Origin of the sequence: Acinetobacter sp. YH12144 (assembly GCF_013418345.1) — a bacterium.
GTDB classification, from domain to species: Bacteria; Pseudomonadota; Gammaproteobacteria; order Pseudomonadales; family Moraxellaceae; genus Acinetobacter; species Acinetobacter amyesii.
The window spans coordinates 17,299-35,233 of record NZ_VPCD01000005.1; the positions used below are offsets into that span (position 1 = coordinate 17,299).

Below are 17,935 nucleotides of genomic sequence, written 5' to 3' on the forward strand. Positions count from 1 at the left end.
TAAACGTCCCTATCGTCTAGAGGCCTAGGACATCGCCCTTTCACGGCGGTAACCGGGGTTCGAATCCCCGTAGGGACGCCAATTTTTATTCAGACTTTCTCCAAGCTGAATATTCAAGTCTATTGAATACACATCACCACCTCTACTGATTAGTTAAAATTTTCATTCACTGAAATCGCTGTGTATTAAAAAAACACCTATTGCAAATAATTCTCATTTCTATTGATTATTTTTGTAAAGTTAATGATAATCGCTATCGTTTTTATCTGCATAATTATTGACAGCCATGCGCTTTGCCTATTCTCCTCTTAATATCGCAATTTTGACTGCTTTAGCATCTCAAGCTTATGCCAATGAAATTGATTCAACTCAAGTTATTCAAAGCAATAACCTTAAAATGACGCCGATTGAAGTTGAAGTCAAAGCCAAGCAAGAAGTAGGTAAAACCGTATACACCAAAGAAGATTTAGAAAAAACGCCGAATAGCTCGAAAAATATCACAGACTTTTTAAAAGTTAATCCAAATGTGCAGTTTAGCCGTGAACAACGTTCTGCAGATTCACAGGCTGAGCTACGACCATCCGAGATTTCTATTAATGGCGCGCAAACTTACCGAAATAAATTTGTAATTAACGGCGTCAATACCACCAATAACATTGACCCTCTGGCAAGTGGCGACTCCTATTCAGGCAAGCTTGATGGTGGCTCACAAGGGATGGCCCTAAATACCGATTTAATTTGTAAATTAGAATTGATCGATAGTAATGTTTCTGCAGCATACGGCGAATTTACAGGTGGTGTAGTTAATGCTGAAACTTGTGCCCCAAATACTGAAATTGGCAAAATCCACGGCTCCGTTACTTACGACTACACGGAAAGTGATTGGTCACGTTATCATTTTACCGATGAAGAAGAAGCTGCAGAGTTTGAAGATCCAACATCATCAAATAATAAAGAATATAAAAAACACGGCCTAAGCCTGAACCTATACAGCAAACTCTCTAAACAATGGGGCATCAATAGTTATGCCTCTAAACGTGAATCTATCGTACCAGTAATGAGTGGTTTAGAAGATCGCAGTAAAGTCAAAAGTGAGCGTAATAATATCAACTTAGGGACTACCCTTTTTTACACACCTTCGGACACAACCAAAGCGAAGTTTGGATTTGATTTAGGGGATTTGGACAGTCTAAATTTCGTTGATAAGCGAATAAATTCAAAAAGCATTAGCAATACTGAAACACTGACATTCTTTGGTGAATTAGAAAACAAACTCAATAACTCGACATTAAAGCAAAATATTAGCTATCAAACGCTAAGCCAAGCGCGTGAAAATGATTCAACTACCGGTATTATTTGGAAGCAAACACCAACTAAAAATTGGAGTTCCAATCCTGGTGAAGGTTCAGCAAGTAGTGATCTGGAATTACGCCAAGATACATTTTCGTATAGTCTAAAAAATGCGTTTGATACCGTTCAGATCGGTAACAGCATGCAACAATTAAGCTTTGGTATGGGCTATGACTATTCTAAAGTCGCATGGGAACGTCCTAACGATGCCTATATGTATAATCAGCCTAAGACTTTTACAGCTAGTTCAGGCATTAGCTGTACGGCAGGTGATATTCTTTGTGATGAAGCAACGGATGAAAATAACTATCAAGGCCAATACCAAACAAATGGCAAGTATTATCAAAAAGGTAAAGTTAATATTGACCAACAACGTGTGCATACCTTTATTGAAAACACATCGACTTGGGATAATTTTTCAGCGCGTTTAGGTTTACGTGCAGATTATGATAGCTTGTCGAAAAATTTAAATATTGCACCTCGTACTGCCTTTAACTATAAACCGCTAAAAAATGACCTTCTGTCCTTCACTACGGGATGGAATCGATATTATGCAAACTATACCTTAGCCACTGAACTGCAAGATCAGCTTGCATTTTTGGAATACAATTTAAAACGCACAAAAAATCAAACTGAAGACTATTGGACTCAAACAGGTTTATCCGATTTAACATTAGCTAATTCCAATATTCAACGTGCCAATTTAAAGCCCCCTTATGCTGACGAAATTGTGTTTGCCATTAATAGCCAAGTTAAAAACTGGAACCTTGGTCTGAAATGGGTGAATCGTGATAGCAAAGATGAAATCACAAAAAATCGGTTTATTGATCCAACAACCAGCAACACCATCGATCATTTTGAATATAGCAATAGTGGTAAAGCAAAAGCTGACATTTACACACTCACACTCAGAAATACGCTGCCAGTCGTTTATAAAAACTCTCTGCACGGGTTTAACTTTGGCTTTGATTACACTGAATCAGAAAAAAATTATTTAGACTATTCTGAGTCATATAACGTTAACAGTAATACGACTGCTGAAGATCGCGATATTATCTTTAACGGCAGCCTCATCCAATTTAATGAACGTCCTGTTGAAAATTTCAATCAGCCTTGGACTGCTCGTTTTGGTTGGGACATTGAGTTTTCAAATTTACCATTAAAGATTAATAACTTTTTAAGCTACAACTCTGAATATAAAGATACGTATAAACTAAAAAACAAAGTTGAGCATGATGGTGTCCTGTTGGAAGCCTATGCCACAGATACAATTAGACCTCGATTTAGTTGGGATATGCGTACCACTTATGATTTGAATTTCTCTAAAGACTACAAAGCAATATTCGGTTTAACCATTAACAATATTACCAATCGACATAATATCTATACCACCCCAGGTATTAGTGAGTCGACCAACAAACTTAGATCTGAAATTGGGCGACAGTTCATTGCTGATGTCACATTTAAATTTTAATATTCCCCTATCAAGCGCGCCTCAAAACGCGCTTGATTCATTTTTAAATAGACGAAAAAATGAAAAAAATAATCTTAATCTTTGGCCTGTGCCTAGTATGTCTCGGTATCTTCATCTACATTTTTAGACCAGAAGCCAGCCTACCGATAAATCCTTCAAATACTGTTGAGCACGATGCCAATCATACAAATCAAACAGCATTGAATGATGACCAAGAATCTTCTATCCCCGAAACCAACGATCATGACACTCAAATACAAGCGAAAAAACCAAAAAAATTGAGCGAAGAAGCAATACATTATTACCGAACAGCAAGTAAATACGGTTGGGAGTCAATCGTTCGTGATTTTGAAAATGGAACCATCCTAAAAAGTAAAATGCCTAAAGGGGAAATAGAAAAACTTTGCGAAATTGCACTGAGTCAAAGCACTGCCGATAAAACCAAACGCTTATTTAAAGCAAATTGCAAACCACTCAATGGCCGTTCATCCTCTATGATTATTAATGGCGCATTAACCAATGCAGAAGGCAAAATAGATCAAAACGAAATCATTGAAAAATTAAAACTCTACAAGTCGGAAAATGTTTTACAAACACACGTTACGTATAAATTTGGCCCGTATGAAGAAAAAAGCTCTTTGCAATCTAAAACAATTGGTTGGGGGCTTGAAGACGTTTTTGATTATTTGCTGAGTATTGGAGTCGATTACACGGGCGTGGATGGTAATTTAATTTTAGACAATATCAAAGGCCGTAACCCTTCTGTGAGTTTCGTTCAAAAACTACTGAATGCAGGAATCGAGCCCAATAGTAACGTTTATAAACAAATGGAACAGAATGACTTTTCAACCAAATATCCTGACGTTTACAATTTATTAAAAGCACACAAACCATGAAAAACATCGTTATTACCAGCTGCCTGCTAATGAGTATGCATTGCTTTGCAAATGCTCCAGTGCCACAAAATCACGCTACCAATGCACCATCAGTGAAAAACATTCACGACTTTAAAAAGATCAAAGGGATGACAAATGATGCATCTCGTTATTATAAATTTATAAACATATATGGTTGGTCAGCCATAGTGCAGGAATTTGAAAATAAAAATATTCAAAACAGTAAAATGAAAAATAAAGAAGTTAAAAAAATGTGTGACACAGCGCATCTTATACTTCCACTTCAAGATATCAAGCGACTGATTGCTGCTAATTGCAAACCCAGCTCAAACGATGTCACTTTTAATACCATCAATAGGACTTTAAAAAATGGCGATGGTTCTATTAATGAACAAGAAATTATTGCTAAATTAGAATTTTATAATGCATTAGGATTATTAAAAACACATCAAACATACGGCCGTGGCTATCGTGCAGAAACATATAATTTACTCTACAAAGCTGCCGGTTTTGGTTTGCCTGATGTTTTTGATTATCTCCTGAATATCGGACTCACAGTAAAATATACCGATGGTAACTTACTAAATACACATTTTGATGGTCGCTCCCCTCAACTCGCTTTAACCCAAAAAATTTTAAAACTGGGTATCGAGCCAAATGCTTCAACCATCACAATCATGCAACAACGGAACTTTAAACAACACTACCCCGACATTTACCAAGTCATCCTATCCAATCTAGAACAGAAAAACCGTAAACTTTAATTAATTACAGCCTGACTGGTTTTGTTTATACTTCAGCTTGATCTATTTTGATGTAAGAATACCCTATGTTTAAAAAGTTGCTCTTGGTTTTAGCCATCTTATTTCCATCTGCACTCTATCTGTATATTGTGAGCCGCGATGACAACAAAGCCCCTGTAGCTGAACAAACTCAAGTACCTGCAACTTCTGAAGCTGAGTATCAAACTCCTGACCATTAATCCAATGGTCAGCGCTAAAGATTTAAATTTTAGATCAGTATTATCACATTATAAGAAAAATTCGATTTATCAATCATTTCACTGCATTCAATCATAAAATATACCTTTCGTTCAATTTTCTTTTCACTATGCAATCTCCCTCTGAACCTTCGCAACACTCGTCTGCTGAAGGTAAAAGTCCATCGCTTAAACGTGCGATGACGACTCGACACCTTGTGATGCTCTCACTTGGTGGTGCAATTGGTACTGGTTTGTTTATGGGTTCAGGTGAAGTTATTTCACAAGCTGGGCCTTTGGGCGCTGTACTTGCCTACATTATTGGTGGTCTGATCGCTTACATGGTCATGCTCTGTTTGGGTGAGCTTGCCGTACATTTACCTGTTTCTGGCTCTTTTGGTGCTTTTGCGACAAATTATATTGGCCCGGGTACGGGTTATATGGTGTCTTGGATGTACTGGTTGGGCTGGTCTGCCACCTTAGGTACAGAATTTACTGCGGCTGCTATATTGATGCAGGAATGGTTTCCACAAACCTCTATTTGGCTATGGACACTGATCTTTGCAGCTGGCGTACTGATCTCTAATTTAAGCTCTACACGTGCATTCGCAGAGTCAGAATTTTGGTTATCCATGGTGAAAGTTGCAACAGTGTTGATTTTCATCATCCTTGGTTTTGCCTGCATCTTTGGTTTCGTCCCTTTCCAAGGCTATGAATCAGCTCCAATGTTCCACAATCTGACTGAACATGGTTGGCTGCCAAATGGTTTGTTCCCACTGTTTGCCACGCTATTGATCGTGAACTTTGCCTTTAATGGTACGGAGATGATTGGTATCGCTGCAGGTGAAACTGAAAACCCTGAAAAGAATGTGCCTAAAGCCATTCATGCTGCGGTATGGCGCTTAATCATTTTCTTTGTCGGCACTATTATCGTCATCAGTTCCCTGTTGACCTATACCGATGCAGGTTTAAATGTCGGTGGACATGGAGGCTTAAGTAGTAGCCCATTCGTTTCCGTATTTAACCTGATGGGCATTCCCTATGCAGAAGACTTAATTCGTTTCGTCATTATTACAGCTTTACTGTCTACAGCTAACTCTGGTTTATATGCTGCATCGCGTATGATGTGGGCACTGTCTGCACAAAAGCAATTGCCACGCGCTTTCGGCAAATTAAGCAAAACAGGTGTGCCTTATATTGCTGTATTGGTCACTATGATCGGTGGTTTACCAGGTCTATTGTCAGAACAATTTGGCGCAGATGTGATCTTCAAGAACTTGATGGGGGTTGCCGCTTTCACCATGGTGATCGTGTGGATGAGTATTTGTTGGAGTCAATTTAACTTCCGTCGCCAATGGCTGAAACAAGGTCATAGCGTGTCAGAACTTAAATTCCGTACACCATGGTTCCCACTGGTTCCAATCCTGGGCTTTGTCTGCTGTACCGCAACAGGTTTAAGTATGGCTGCAGATCCTGAAATGCTTTCAGGCTTTATTGGCTGTCTGATCTTTATGGCGGCGTGTTATGCAGGTTATTATTGGTTATATCACGATAAATAAAATAGTTAAGGTGGCTCATTAGCCACCTTTTTTTATGAAACTATTTCTCTTCCCTATGAGAGAAAAATTAGGGTTTCCATATAAATTCAAAAATGATTTGTGGGAGCAGTTTAATCCACAAAAACCACTGTACAGATTATAATTTAAGGAAATCGTTCAACTGCTTTTCGTTAATGAATTTTTATTCTCGCTCAACACCAAGATATAATCCCATACTTTCAACTCCAATGAGTCCTTTTCGGATTTTGCCCCTTTAGAAAAATTAGCTAAAAGACACGCAGCTACTATTGCTAGAAATATTTGGATAGATACTCTCAAACTTGTATTAGATATTAATTCAACAAAAGTAAAGTTAAAAACTATTAATGAAAGTGGCAAAAGCACCCGACTTGAATTCATCTGTTTTTTAAATTCAGGAAAATCACGATTAATAACCAATAAATCTTGTTTGTCTTTACTCCACAACATTGGCTCAAAACATACATCCAATTTTTTTTTCTAATTTTTCAAGTTCTACATCATCACTAGACAACTGATATCTTCGAACCTTTAAGATTAAATATAATTTAAAAAAGCTCTGGATATCTAAAAAATAATGAGAATCTTCTAAAGATTTGAGGTGATTATACGTAATTCTACTTTCTCCATCTAAATCCCTAAATAAAAGTTCATCAATAATTCTTTCAAACTCTGATTTACTAATATACGAAGAAAAATTATTTGGATAAACTTCAAACCAATGCAAATAATTCAATAAAACTATATAGAATCTTTCATGGACTTTGCCCACATTAAATTGATTGATTTCAAATAAAATTCCAGAAATAAACTCATTAAAATTATTTTTCATTAAAAAAATTCTGTTTTTGTTTCATTTATATACATTTAGAATATAACAATGAAACTCTATTTTGACAAATATAGATGGGCTATGTACTATACACCCACCTCAAAACGTCCCTATCGTCTAGAGGCCTAGGACATCGCCCTTTCACGGCGGTAACCGGGGTTCGAATCCCCGTAGGGACGCCAATTTTTCTGTCAGTTCTGACAAACTTAAAGTTTATTTATCTATAATTTATATTAATTGATTGCATCATCATTGCATTCTTCTCTACAATTACTCGCTTCATTATTTGATTCTCCTTTTTCTCTATGCAGTCATCTCATTCTCCGAATGATGCTTCGCATCAGGGCAATTCTGCGCCGTTAAAACGCGCTATGAGTACTCGACATCTGGTGATGATTTCGCTTGGCGGCGCAATCGGTACTGGTTTATTTCTTGGTTCGGGTGAAGTCATTGCACAAACGGGGCCTGTAGGTGCCATTATTTCGTATTTTTTAGGCGGTATTATCGCCTATATGGTGATGCTTTGCTTAGGTGAGCTCGCTGTACATATGCCTGAATCTGGTTCATTTGGCGCTTATGCTAAACGCTATATCGGACCGGGTACGGGTTATACCATCACTTGGCTGTATTGGCTGACATGGTCAGTAACGCTAGGAACTGAATTTACCGCTGCTGCACTTTTAATGCAGGAATGGTTCCCAGACAGCTCTATGTGGATGTGGACTTTAATCTTTGGTGCTTTTGTATTCTGCCTGAATATGATTTCAACCAAATGGTTTGCCGAGTCTGAATTTTGGCTAGCCTTAGTCAAAGTGATTACCGTTGTTGCCTTTATTATTTTAGGTCTATTGGCCATTTTTGGTGTTCTAGGCTATCGAGGCTATGAAGCTGCACCGCTGTTTAGCAACCTCACTGCACAAGGCTGGTTCCCTGAAGGTTTGTTCCCAATTTTCGCTACAATGTTGATTGTTAACTTTGCATTCTCAGGTACTGAGCTGATTGGTGTTGCTGCGGGTGAAACCAAAGATCCAGCGAAAAATGTACCTAAAGCCATTAATACGGCGATTTTCCGCTTGTTGATTTTCTTTGTGGGTACCATTGTTGTTATTACTGCATTATTGCCACACCAAGAAGCCGGCTTATCTGCCGAAGGTGTAAGTAGTTCACCTTTCGTAACGGTATTCCAGCACATTGGTATTCCTTATGCAGAAGACATCATCCGCTTTGTGATTATCACAGCCCTACTTTCTGCTGCAAACTCAGGTTTATTTGCTGCATCTCGAATGATGTGGTCATTGTCCTATAGTAAGCAATTACCTGCGGTGTTCTCTAAAGTGAACTCACGTGGTATTCCTTATGTTGCGGTGATTGTGACCATGATCGGTGGTATGCCAGGCTTACTTTCTGAGCAATTTGCACCAGAAACCATCTTCAAAAACTTGTTAGGTGTTGCGGCATTTACCATGGTGGTGGTGTGGATGAGTATTTGTTTAAGCCAATTCAACTTCCGCCGTCAGTGGTATAAAGAAGGCAAAACTGCAAAAGATTTAGCTTTTGCTGCACCACTCTTCCCAATCGTGCCGATACTCGGTTTTGTATTTTGTCTTATTACCTGTATTAGTATGGTATTTGACCCAGAAATGTTAACTGGCTTTATCTGCTGTATGATCTTCATTGTGGCGTGTTATATCAGCTACTACACCTTGTATCACAACAAAGATTGATCTGCGTTGTCATACCAAACACGATAAAAGAGTAACTTCGGTTGCTCTTTTTTATGGCTATATTTTAATAAAAGTAGAATAAAAATCGATCCGTCGATGAGGTGCAATATGCAGATCATCTTTATCCATGGCATGAATCAACAGCAACAAACTGCACGTTCGCTCGAACAGCATTGGCTTGCACTGTTGTCTCAAGGCTTAAAGCAAAGCCATCAAGAGACTTTTTTATCATATATACAGCACCATATGCGCATGCCTTTTTATGGAGATTTACTCACGCGTTATCATTTGCAGAATATGCTTCAAGCCAGCACCTTGACGCCTCAAACGTGGCCACATTTTCCGTTTATCCATCGTACTGAACTCCCAGAAAAATCACCAAAAGTACTTGAGCATCACGCCGTACAAAACAATCTACCTGACATCACCCTTAATGATGCTATTGGATTAAGCCAATCATTCAAATCGATCACTGCACTTGGCAAAGATCTTGTCCTACGCGATTTTGCAGTTTTAATGAATTATTTCCCAAAATTACATGCCACACTTTTGCATAAATTTTTGGTCGAAACTTATCTCTATTTATCCAATCCACACTTTATTCAGGCAGTTCATACTCGTCTGCATGAGCAATTACATCAAACGAAACCCACCCTGTTGATTGCACATTCGCTAGGTAGCGTGATTGCGTATCATTTTTTACTGTTACATCCTGAACTCAACATACAGCGCTTTATCACCTTGGGCTCACCTTTGGCTTTTCGTGTCATCCAAGCCCACTTACCTCAGCCTTTACAGCGACCTGATGCAATTTCAGGCGATTGGTTAAACTTTTATTCACATGATGATTTTCTCAGCGCTTTTCCACTGAGTCAGGCACCATTTGATTTTCAACCCGCCATTATCAACCAGCAAATTCAGACATCGATTGAACACCCACACGATATTGCTGGATATTTAACGCATCCAGAAGTTATTGCTACAATCTTACAAGTGTTGAAAAAACCGACATAAATAATGTATTTTTCAAACATTTTTAGCAAATTGTTTTAATTTTATGCACTCAACAACAAAAACTGAATTTATTTATAGAAAAGCGTTTGACACCCCCCGATTTTCACCCTAATATACGCCCACCTCTGAAACGTCCCTATCGTCTAGAGGCCTAGGACATCGCCCTTTCACGGCGGTAACCGGGGTTCGAATCCCCGTAGGGACGCCAATTTTCAGAAGTACATTTTATTAAGTCCCTATCGTCTAGAGGCCTAGGACATCGCCCTTTCACGGCGGTAACCGGGGTTCGAATCCCCGTAGGGACGCCATTATTTAGTCTAAAAACTTAGACTGAAATAAACGGTTTTAAAATTTGCTTTCTGTACTGTCCCTATCGTCTAGAGGCCTAGGACATCGCCCTTTCACGGCGGTAACCGGGGTTCGAATCCCCGTAGGGACGCCATATTCGAGTTGGTTTTAATCACTCATTAAAAAGCTCAAGCATTGCGACTTGGGCTTTTTTATTGCCTTAATTTCTAAATATTTCTTTTAAAAGTTTTGAATCATAAATGGCCTTAGGGGCAATCACCTGCTCATTCAGCGGAATATTTTGACCATAGCGCTGCCGCATTAGACGCTGGACTTCATTTTGTTTTAAATCAAATTGTTTCAGTTGTTGTAATGGAGAAAGTTCGATTCCTAAAGCATGCTGATAAGCTTTCCAAACAATTTCAGAACAGTAAATTGCACGGTCATCCCATTCAAAATATATATCATAGGGTTTGCCCAAGTACTTTTCCGCATGTTGCACCAGCTTCGTTTTCTGCTGCACATTTAAGGGTTGTTTGAGCCTTTTCACCACATAGTGAGCATTCTCCCCACGTGCGATCCATTGATTTAAAGCGGTATATTGCACAGGTTGAATAGCTTCAAGCACCCAGGTTTGGTTATTTTTATTTACGATCATGCCCATGTGACTATAGGGCGAATGTGTGGCCTTTTGAATGCTTAAACTTTGTTGTGACTTTGAGATATGAAAAATAATATCTCCCGTCTGAAATACGGACTGGGCATAGAGGGCAGAACTGAGCCCCGAAAGAATGACTATTAATATTAAAATTTTAGACATTTTTATTGTAAGCAATATTGATATGAATGAAGGCAACCATAACATGGATGTATGCCGATTGCCCTGATTCTAAAAATTCAATGATTGATTAAGCCGACTTACGTGAATTGACTTGCCCTTTAATGACCGCTGTTAAATTTCCTTTAAGATATTTAAAAAACACTTTTAACGGTGAAAGTTTAGGATTTGGCTGTTTGCCTTCACCAATCGATTTAAACTGAGCGGCATACCAAATAATTTCCATAATCGCCATTTTATCAATCATCGGTATGCCAGTTTTAATTTTGTCCACACCGTAACGAACATCCTGCCCCGCCAATAAACGATCAGCCAAATCGACTTCTACAGCGAAAGGACGTGCAATACCAATAAAATCACAAGCTCCACTGTCTAGTGCAGCATTCATGCCTTGCACGGTTCTAAACCCGCCGGTAACCATTAATGCGCATTTCACTTCTTTACGGATATTGTCCGCGAAATCGAGGAAATACGCTTCACGAGCAATGGTACTGGCTTTACGTTTTTCTTCTTTAGCACCCGCCATCGCTGGCGCTTCATAGGAACCGCCCGAGATTTCAATCATATCAATCCCTGCGGCATCGATTGCCTTAAAGACCTCAATCACATCTGCTTCGCTAATTCCGCCGCGTTGGAAATCAGCAGAATTTAGTTTGACTGAAATAATAAAATCATCTGTCGTCGCAGCACGAACTGCCTTATAGATTTCAAGCAAAAAGCGCATGCGATTTTCATTTGAACCGCCCCACTGATCTTGACGTTTATTGGTCAGTGGCGACAAGAACTGACTAATTAAATAACCATGCGCACCATGCAATTGCACGCCTTCGAAGCCTGCCTTTTCACAAATGTGTGCAGCACGTGCAAAACGCTGAATGATATCTAAAATTTCATCTTCACGAAGTTCGCGCGGTGTTCCAAATGTTGTAGCTAACATCGGGCTAAATGGTACAGCAGACGGCGCAACCGTTTCTTTATTTAAACCTTTAGGACATTGACGACCCGGATGTGAAAGTTGAACCAATTGCACCATGCCGTGCTTTTTCCCTAGCTCAGCCCACTGTGTTAACTGCGCCAAATCTCGCTCTGTTTCAACGACAACAACCCCCGGCTCATTTTTAGCACGAAAATCCACCATGACATTACCCGTAATGGCACAGCCTAAACCACCTTTCGCCCAAGCTTCATATAATCCAAAATGTAAGTGATTGGGTTGGCCTGCGGTATTGGCCAATGCTTCACTCATTGCACCTTTAATGATGCGATTTTTAAATGTGGTATTACGAATTTTAAAGCTTTCAGCTAAATGGCTCATGACAATGTCCAAAATGAAATAATAAGTCCTGAGTATTTACTCTAATTATTATTTTCTAAAGGTCAAGGATATTTTGACAATGACACTTGTCAAAATATCCATAAGTTTGATTTTAGTATTGGCTGGCTTCAATTAATTTACGGGTATAGTCCGTTTGTGGTCGTGCAAATAGATCTGCGGTGTCTTGAAATTCCATGACTTTGGCATGTCGCAGTACCAACACTTTTTGGCACAAGGCTTTGACCACGTGTAAATCGTGACTGATAAATAAATAACTCATATTAAATTCTTGCTGCAAACGCCGTAGTAGCTTCACGATAGCTTTTTGTGTCGTCCGATCTAGTGCCGATGTGGGTTCATCGAGAATCAGCAGTTTAGGACGTAATACCAACGCACGTGCTAAGGCGACTCTCTGCCGTTGCCCACCCGATAATTCATGTGGATAACGCTGCTTAAATGAGCTGGCTAATTCGACTTTCTGCAAAGCTTCATCTATACGCTGTACAATTTCATTTGCAGATAAATGCTGTAAGACCAAACCTTCGCCAATGGTTTGCTCTACATTTAGCCGTGGATTTAAACTACTGAATGGATCTTGAAAGACAATTTGAAATTCACGACGTAAAGGTCTGAGCTGTTTTTCTGAAAGTTGATGGATGGCGTGTTGATTTAACATAATTTCGCCATCACTTTTTATGAGCCGAGCAATAGCCAATGCTAGGGAGCTTTTCCCAGAACCACTCTCTCCAACAATACCGATCGACTCACCTTCAGCCACTGTTAAATCCAAAGCCTCTACCGCAACGACATAATCTTTGATGCGGTTCAATAAGCCTTGTTTGACTGGGAACTTCACTCCTAATTTGTGTAATTTTAAAAGTGTCTGCGTTTGTGAAACCTGTATTGCTACACCAAAATCATGGTCTAACAGATTTTGGGTATACGCCTGCTTCGGTTGCTCAAAAATTTCCTGAACATCTCCTTGTTCCACCACTTGTCCACGATTCATCACAATCACATGTTCGGCATAGCGCTTGACCAAATTCAGGTCATGGCTAATTAAAATCATGGCCATATTACGCTGCTGTTGTAGCGACTTTAATAAATTTAAGATTTGCGCTTGCAAAGTGACATCTAAAGCCGTGGTTGGCTCATCAGCGATTAAAATATCAGGATCTAAGGCCAATGCCATGGCAATCATGACACGTTGTCGCTGCCCCCCAGATAACTCATGTGGGTATCGTCTTAACTTATCTTCAGCATCAGGAATACCAACATCATTTAATAATTCTATAACCCGCTGCCGAGTTTTTGCCTTCGACCATCCCTGTAACAACAGTGACTCACCAACAATCTTTTCAACCCGATGTAAGGGATTTAAGGCCGTCATCGGCTCTTGAAAAATCATGGCAATTTTCTGTCCACGAATGTTTCGGTGCTGCTCAGGACTCAGTCCAAGAATATTTTGTCCATTCAGGCTGACGCTGCCTGTGACCTGCAGATCACTTGGCAACAAACCGAGTATAGCTAGGCTGCTAATCGATTTACCTGAACCGCTTTCTCCAACAATGGCTAACGTTTCACCTGCATGCAATTTAAAATTCAGGTCTTCAACCAAGACCTGTGCTGCATGTGAAATATGTAAATGTTCCACCTCTAACACGATGGGATGTACATTAACTTGATGATTATTGACGTCTAGGATCGAATGCATCACGTGTCGCCTCCCCAATGTAGATCAATAAAGACAGCACGATCGCTAAGGTAAAGAATCCCGATAAGGCAAGCCATGGTGCATTCAGATTGTTTTTCCCTTGAAGCAATAACTCACCTAAGGATGCTGCATCGGGCGGTAAGCCATACCCTAAGAAATCCAAGGCTGTCAGTGCAGTAATATTTGCCGTAAGCATGAAAGGTAGCTGTGAAAGACTGGAACTCATCGCATTTGGTAAGATATGCCGAAACATAATGGTGCTATCTGTAACACCAAGACTCCGTGCTGCACGTACATAATCAAAATTACGAGCACGCAAAAACTCTGCACGAACCAAGCCGACTAAAGTGGGCCAGCCAAACAACAGCATAATGACAAAGAGCCAATACACACTCGGCGTAAACATGCTGACCAAAATCATCACCATGAATAGCATCGGTAGTCCACCCCAGACTTCCAAAATTCGTTGACCAATGAGGTCCAGCCAGCCACCATAATAGCCCTGTATCGCCCCAACGATGATGCCCAATATGGCTGAAGCGAAGGTTAATGCAAAGCCAAACAGGAGCGACACACGTAATCCATATAAAATACGTGCGAGCACATCACGTCCTTGGTCATCGGTACCGAGCCAATTTTGTGCAGTCGGTGCAGATGGCACAGGCACAGCCAACTCTAAATTCGGTGTTTGATAGGAAAATTTAATCAGTGGCCATACAGCCCATCCTTTATCATCAATCAGTTGCTGTACCACAGGATCTTTATAATCTGCCTCAGTTTCAAATACGCCACCGAAAGCAGTTTCTGGATAACTTTTTAATACGGGAACGTATAAAGAATCATCGTATTTGACCAAGAGCGGTTTATCATTGGCAATAAACTCGACAGCTAATGACAACATAAAAATCAAGGCAAAACTGATAAAGCATGTAAAGCCTAATTTATTTTCTTTAAAACGTTGAAAACGTGCTTGCATGATCGGAGACATTATTTTGCCACCTGCGAATCAAAATTAATTCGTGGATCAATCATTTGATACATGACATCACTGATCAATCTTAAGATCAGCCCCATCAAGGTAAAAATAAACAAGGTGCCAAAAATGACTGGATAATCACGCTGTACGATGGCTTCAAATCCCAACAATCCCAGACCATCTAAATTGAAAATAATTTCAATAAATAGATTTCCCACAAAGAAGATCCCAATCAATGCTTCTGGTAGACCCGCAATGACTATGAGCATTGCATTACGAAATACATGCCCATACAGCACACGTGATTCAGTCAAACCTTTAGAACGAGCAGCAAGAACATATTGCTTATTCAGTTCTTCCATAAAAGAGTATTTGGTCAGATAAGTTAAGCCAGCAAAACCACCAATCACCATGGCAAACAAAGGCAACGCCATATGCCAAAAATAATCTGCAATTTTGCCAAATACACTTAACTCAGTAAAATTCTCTGAAACTAAACCTTGTAGAGGAAACCACTGAAAATATGAACCACCTGCAAAAAATACAATGAGTAAAATGGCAAAGGCAAAAGCAGGAATGGCGTAGCCGATAGCCAATAAAATAGACGTACTTTTATCAAATAACAGACCATGTTGACGGGCTTTTTTAATACCTAATGGAATAGACACCATATAGATCAGCAAGGTACTCCATAAACCAAGGGATAAGGATACAGGCAGCTTTTCCCAAAGTAGCTCGGTCACAGGCTTATCTTTAAAAAAACTGGTACCAAAATCTAGCGTCACATACCCCTTTAACATCAGCCAAAAGCGTTCGAATAATGGCTTATCGAAACCATATTGCGCTTCGATTTTTGCCACCATTTCTTCACTTAGGCCTTTAGCACCTTGGTATTTACTGCCTGTCGTCGCAACTTCACCACCACCTGTGTTTCCCATACCTTGAAAGGATTCTGCTTGCTGTATAGCTTGCTCAACAGGTCCTCCCGGTGCAATCTGAATCACGACAAAGTTAATCAGTAAAATGAAAAACAATGTTGGAATAATCAGGAGCAATCTTTTTAAAATATATGTGCCCATGTTGCTTTCACATTCCTTGTCATTCAGGTGTATTTATTGCTGCCGTAAATATTGTGTTATTTGCTTGGCTTGAGCTGCATCACTCCACCAATAGTCAATCCCTACAGAAAGTTTAGGTTTGACATAAGGTTGCTTATACATATGCCAATAGGCAAACCAGTTTTCACTTTGCCCAAACATTGGAATTTGATAATAACCCGCTCTAAGCAGGCGGTCTAAAACACGCGTACGAACAATCAATTCCTCCCGATTTGGAGCATTGATCACCTGTTGAATGAGCTTATCAATCACAGGATTTTTAATCCCTGCATAATTATAATTACCCACTTGATCGGCTGCTTGACTGCCCCAAAGTTGAGCTTGCTCACCTGCTGGAGTGAGCGATTGAGGCATTTCATCCACGATCATATCAAAGTCAATATTTCGCATACGCTCGGTGTATTGCGGCCCATCGACTTGTCGTAATAACACCTGAATACCTAAACGTTTCAAATTTCGTATAAATGGCATTAAGGTTCGCTGCAAATCTTGTTGCTGAATCAAAAGTTCAAATTTCACAGGCCGAGATTTTGCATCCACCAATCTGCCGTCTTGATAACGATAACCCGCATTCAATAACAGTTGGCGTGCATGCAGCAGATTTTTTCGATTAAATCCACTGCCATCAGAAATGGGATATTGCCAATTGGATAAGACCCCCTGTCTTTGAATAGGATCAAGTTGCGATAACATCGGTTTTAAAATATCCAACTCTTGGGTAGAGGGTTTCCCCTTCGCTTCTAGCACACTATTACTAAAATAACTCTGCAAACGCTGATACTGCCCATAAAATAATGCTTTATTTTGCCATTCAAAATCATAAGCATAGGTTAAAGCTTGTCGAAAGCGAATATCACTAAATGGCGCACGACGAGTATTAAATACGAGACTTTTTGTGGGAATCGGTCGTTCATGTTTAAAGCGATATTTGACAATTTTACCGTCTTTAAAAGCAGGAAAATTGTACGCTCCCACCCAATTACGTGCAGTCTTTTCCTCATATAACGTAAATTGACCTGCTTTAAAGCCTTCAAAGGCAATGTCAGGACTGCGGTAATATACATATTTCAGATGGTTAAAATTATATCGACCACGATTAACAGCTAAGTTCTGCCCCCAATACTCAGGATTGCGCTTGTAGCGAATACTCCTACCTGCATCGATCGTCTCAATTGTGTAAGGGCCTGAGCCTAATATGGGCTGCAATGTAATTTGAGTAAAATCTTTTTTTGCCCAATCTTTTTTGGAATAAATCGGCATTTGCGCCAAAATCATGGGCATATCAGTGTTGTGTCCAGATTTAAAACTCATCCTCACCTGATATTTAGATAAAACATCTGTTTTGTCCAAATCCGCTAAGTACATTTGTAGACCGGGATTTGATTTAGTTTGAAAGGTATCAAAACTAAATTTAACGTCTTCAGCAGTGAGTTCAGAACCATCACTAAACCGTGCTTTTGGGTTTAAATGAAAAATAACAAAATTAGTTTTTTTCGGGTCAAATGTCACCTTTTCGGCAAGCAATGGATACATCACACCCGGTTCATCTAAAGATGAACTCATCAAGCTATCAAAAAGATAATTGATACCTTCAACAGAACGCCCTTTTCCATTCATGCTGTTTAAATTATCAAAACTCCCAATACTCGAGGTCGTGATATATCCCCCTTTATTGGCAAGAGGATTGGCATAGGGCATTGCCTGTAATTGATGATATTGAGGGCTACTATGTATGGCAAGAAAAGGCGTGGTCTGCAACGCAGCCCACGCCCCTGTTGAAAGTATGCTCAAAGTCACACCAAACACGTAACGCGAAGTTGAAGCAGAATACATTCAACTT

At 39.6% G+C, this 17,935-nt stretch carries 15 protein-coding genes and 5 tRNA genes; 12 read left to right on the top strand and 8 right to left on the bottom strand.

The window, feature by feature from the left end; genetic code table 11:
• The first annotated feature begins 5 nt into the window (after positions 1-5).
• The 6 genes from FTU79_RS04710 to FTU79_RS04735 all read left to right on the top strand — a co-directional run bounded on the left by FTU79_RS04710 (position 6) and on the right by FTU79_RS04735 (position 6,258).
• Positions 6-81, top strand: a tRNA-Glu gene (locus FTU79_RS04710).
• Positions 82-286: 205 nt separating this feature from the next.
• Positions 287-2,824 carry a TonB-dependent receptor plug domain-containing protein gene (locus FTU79_RS04715; RefSeq protein WP_180049022.1) on the top strand — a complete coding sequence of 846 codons (2,538 nt, stop codon included), beginning with the start codon at positions 287-289 and terminating at the stop codon, positions 2,822-2,824.
• 59 nt (positions 2,825-2,883) lie between these two features.
• The gene (locus tag FTU79_RS04720; protein WP_180049023.1) at positions 2,884-3,720 is read left to right on the top strand and encodes a hypothetical protein; all 837 of its coding nucleotides are present in this window, start codon (positions 2,884-2,886) and stop codon (positions 3,718-3,720) included.
• Entirely contained in the window at positions 3,717-4,484 is a 768-nt protein-coding gene (locus tag FTU79_RS04725; protein WP_180008279.1) for a hypothetical protein, read from the top strand. Before FTU79_RS04720 ends, FTU79_RS04725 begins: the two co-directional genes overlap by 4 nt.
• A 65-nt stretch (positions 4,485-4,549) precedes the next feature.
• The gene (locus FTU79_RS04730) at positions 4,550-4,702 is read left to right on the top strand and encodes a hypothetical protein (RefSeq protein WP_168379378.1); all 153 of its coding nucleotides are present in this window, start codon (positions 4,550-4,552) and stop codon (positions 4,700-4,702) included.
• A gap of 128 nt (positions 4,703-4,830) precedes the next feature.
• Positions 4,831-6,258, top strand: a complete 1,428-nt coding sequence (locus tag FTU79_RS04735; RefSeq protein WP_078192919.1) for an amino acid permease — start codon at positions 4,831-4,833, stop codon at positions 6,256-6,258.
• A 156-nt stretch (positions 6,259-6,414) separates the two neighbouring features.
• Here the strand turns inward: FTU79_RS04735 and FTU79_RS04740 are convergent, their stop codons facing one another.
• Together FTU79_RS04740 and FTU79_RS04745 are read right to left on the bottom strand one after the other, a co-directional pair.
• A complete protein-coding gene (locus FTU79_RS04740) occupies positions 6,415-6,726 on the bottom strand; it encodes a hypothetical protein (protein ID WP_180049024.1) in 312 nt (103 codons plus the stop codon).
• 4 nt (positions 6,727-6,730) lie between these two features.
• Positions 6,731-7,108, bottom strand: a complete 378-nt coding sequence (locus FTU79_RS04745) for a hypothetical protein (protein WP_180049025.1) — start codon at positions 7,106-7,108, stop codon at positions 6,731-6,733.
• A 106-nt stretch (positions 7,109-7,214) separates the two neighbouring features.
• On the opposite strand from FTU79_RS04745, the gene FTU79_RS04750 reads away from it, so the two are divergent.
• The 6 genes from FTU79_RS04750 to FTU79_RS04775 all read left to right on the top strand — a co-directional run bounded on the left by FTU79_RS04750 (position 7,215) and on the right by FTU79_RS04775 (position 10,288).
• Positions 7,215-7,290: transfer RNA gene (locus FTU79_RS04750), tRNA-Glu, on the top strand.
• A gap of 123 nt (positions 7,291-7,413) precedes the next feature.
• The gene (locus tag FTU79_RS04755; protein ID WP_078189154.1) at positions 7,414-8,832 is read left to right on the top strand and encodes an amino acid permease; all 1,419 of its coding nucleotides are present in this window, start codon (positions 7,414-7,416) and stop codon (positions 8,830-8,832) included.
• Between the two features lie 108 nt (positions 8,833-8,940).
• Positions 8,941-9,846 carry an alpha/beta fold hydrolase gene (locus tag FTU79_RS04760; protein ID WP_180049026.1) on the top strand — a complete coding sequence of 302 codons (906 nt, stop codon included), beginning with the start codon at positions 8,941-8,943 and terminating at the stop codon, positions 9,844-9,846.
• 132 nt (positions 9,847-9,978) lie between these two features.
• Positions 9,979-10,054, top strand: a tRNA-Glu gene (locus FTU79_RS04765).
• Positions 10,055-10,078: 24 nt separating this feature from the next.
• Positions 10,079-10,154, top strand: a tRNA-Glu gene (locus FTU79_RS04770).
• A gap of 58 nt (positions 10,155-10,212) precedes the next feature.
• A tRNA-Glu gene (locus tag FTU79_RS04775) sits at positions 10,213-10,288 on the top strand.
• 66 nt (positions 10,289-10,354) lie between these two features.
• Here FTU79_RS04775 and FTU79_RS04780 read toward each other — a convergent pair.
• The 6 genes from FTU79_RS04780 to FTU79_RS04805 all read right to left on the bottom strand — a co-directional run bounded on the left by FTU79_RS04780 (position 10,355) and on the right by FTU79_RS04805 (position 17,928).
• Complete coding sequence (locus FTU79_RS04780; RefSeq protein ID WP_180049027.1) at positions 10,355-10,954, bottom strand: YiiX family permuted papain-like enzyme; 600 nt, start codon at positions 10,952-10,954, stop codon at positions 10,355-10,357.
• 88 nt (positions 10,955-11,042) lie between these two features.
• A complete protein-coding gene (locus FTU79_RS04785; protein ID WP_180049028.1) occupies positions 11,043-12,287 on the bottom strand; it encodes an NADH:flavin oxidoreductase/NADH oxidase family protein in 1,245 nt (414 codons plus the stop codon).
• A 112-nt stretch (positions 12,288-12,399) separates the two neighbouring features.
• Positions 12,400-14,001, bottom strand: a complete 1,602-nt coding sequence (locus FTU79_RS04790) for an ABC transporter ATP-binding protein (protein WP_180049080.1) — start codon at positions 13,999-14,001, stop codon at positions 12,400-12,402.
• Entirely contained in the window at positions 13,976-14,989 is a 1,014-nt protein-coding gene (locus tag FTU79_RS04795; protein WP_180049029.1) for an ABC transporter permease, read from the bottom strand. The genes FTU79_RS04790 and FTU79_RS04795 overlap by 26 nt, the downstream gene beginning before the upstream one ends.
• Positions 14,989-16,056, bottom strand: a complete 1,068-nt coding sequence (locus FTU79_RS04800) for a microcin C ABC transporter permease YejB (protein ID WP_180049032.1) — start codon at positions 16,054-16,056, stop codon at positions 14,989-14,991. The genes FTU79_RS04795 and FTU79_RS04800 overlap by 1 nt, the downstream gene beginning before the upstream one ends.
• A 33-nt stretch (positions 16,057-16,089) precedes the next feature.
• On the bottom strand, positions 16,090-17,928 hold the full coding sequence (locus FTU79_RS04805; protein ID WP_180049034.1) for an extracellular solute-binding protein: 1,839 nt from the start codon (positions 17,926-17,928) through the stop codon (positions 16,090-16,092).
• Between the last annotated feature and the right edge of the window lie 7 nt (positions 17,929-17,935).

Excerpts from the sequence above, each read along its gene's own strand:
- FTU79_RS04715 (WP_180049022.1), top strand. The coding sequence starts at position 287 with ATGCGCTTTGCCTATTCTCCTCTTAATATCGCAATTTTGACTGCTTTA.
- FTU79_RS04720 (WP_180049023.1), top strand. The coding sequence starts at position 2,884 with ATGAAAAAAATAATCTTAATCTTTGGCCTGTGCCTAGTATGTCTCGGT.
- FTU79_RS04725 (WP_180008279.1), top strand. The coding sequence starts at position 3,717 with ATGAAAAACATCGTTATTACCAGCTGCCTGCTAATGAGTATGCATTGC.
- FTU79_RS04730 (WP_168379378.1), top strand. The coding sequence starts at position 4,550 with ATGTTTAAAAAGTTGCTCTTGGTTTTAGCCATCTTATTTCCATCTGCA.
- FTU79_RS04735 (WP_078192919.1), top strand. The coding sequence starts at position 4,831 with ATGCAATCTCCCTCTGAACCTTCGCAACACTCGTCTGCTGAAGGTAAA.
- FTU79_RS04740 (WP_180049024.1), bottom strand. The coding sequence starts at position 6,726 with ATGTTGTGGAGTAAAGACAAACAAGATTTATTGGTTATTAATCGTGAT.
- FTU79_RS04745 (WP_180049025.1), bottom strand. The coding sequence starts at position 7,108 with ATGAAAAATAATTTTAATGAGTTTATTTCTGGAATTTTATTTGAAATC.
- FTU79_RS04755 (WP_078189154.1), top strand. The coding sequence starts at position 7,414 with ATGCAGTCATCTCATTCTCCGAATGATGCTTCGCATCAGGGCAATTCT.
- FTU79_RS04760 (WP_180049026.1), top strand. The coding sequence starts at position 8,941 with ATGCAGATCATCTTTATCCATGGCATGAATCAACAGCAACAAACTGCA.
- FTU79_RS04780 (WP_180049027.1), bottom strand. The coding sequence starts at position 10,954 with ATGTCTAAAATTTTAATATTAATAGTCATTCTTTCGGGGCTCAGTTCT.
- FTU79_RS04785 (WP_180049028.1), bottom strand. The coding sequence starts at position 12,287 with ATGAGCCATTTAGCTGAAAGCTTTAAAATTCGTAATACCACATTTAAA.
- FTU79_RS04790 (WP_180049080.1), bottom strand. The coding sequence starts at position 14,001 with ATGCATTCGATCCTAGACGTCAATAATCATCAAGTTAATGTACATCCC.
- FTU79_RS04795 (WP_180049029.1), bottom strand. The coding sequence starts at position 14,989 with ATGTCTCCGATCATGCAAGCACGTTTTCAACGTTTTAAAGAAAATAAA.
- FTU79_RS04800 (WP_180049032.1), bottom strand. The coding sequence starts at position 16,056 with ATGGGCACATATATTTTAAAAAGATTGCTCCTGATTATTCCAACATTG.
- FTU79_RS04805 (WP_180049034.1), bottom strand. The coding sequence starts at position 17,928 with ATGTATTCTGCTTCAACTTCGCGTTACGTGTTTGGTGTGACTTTGAGC.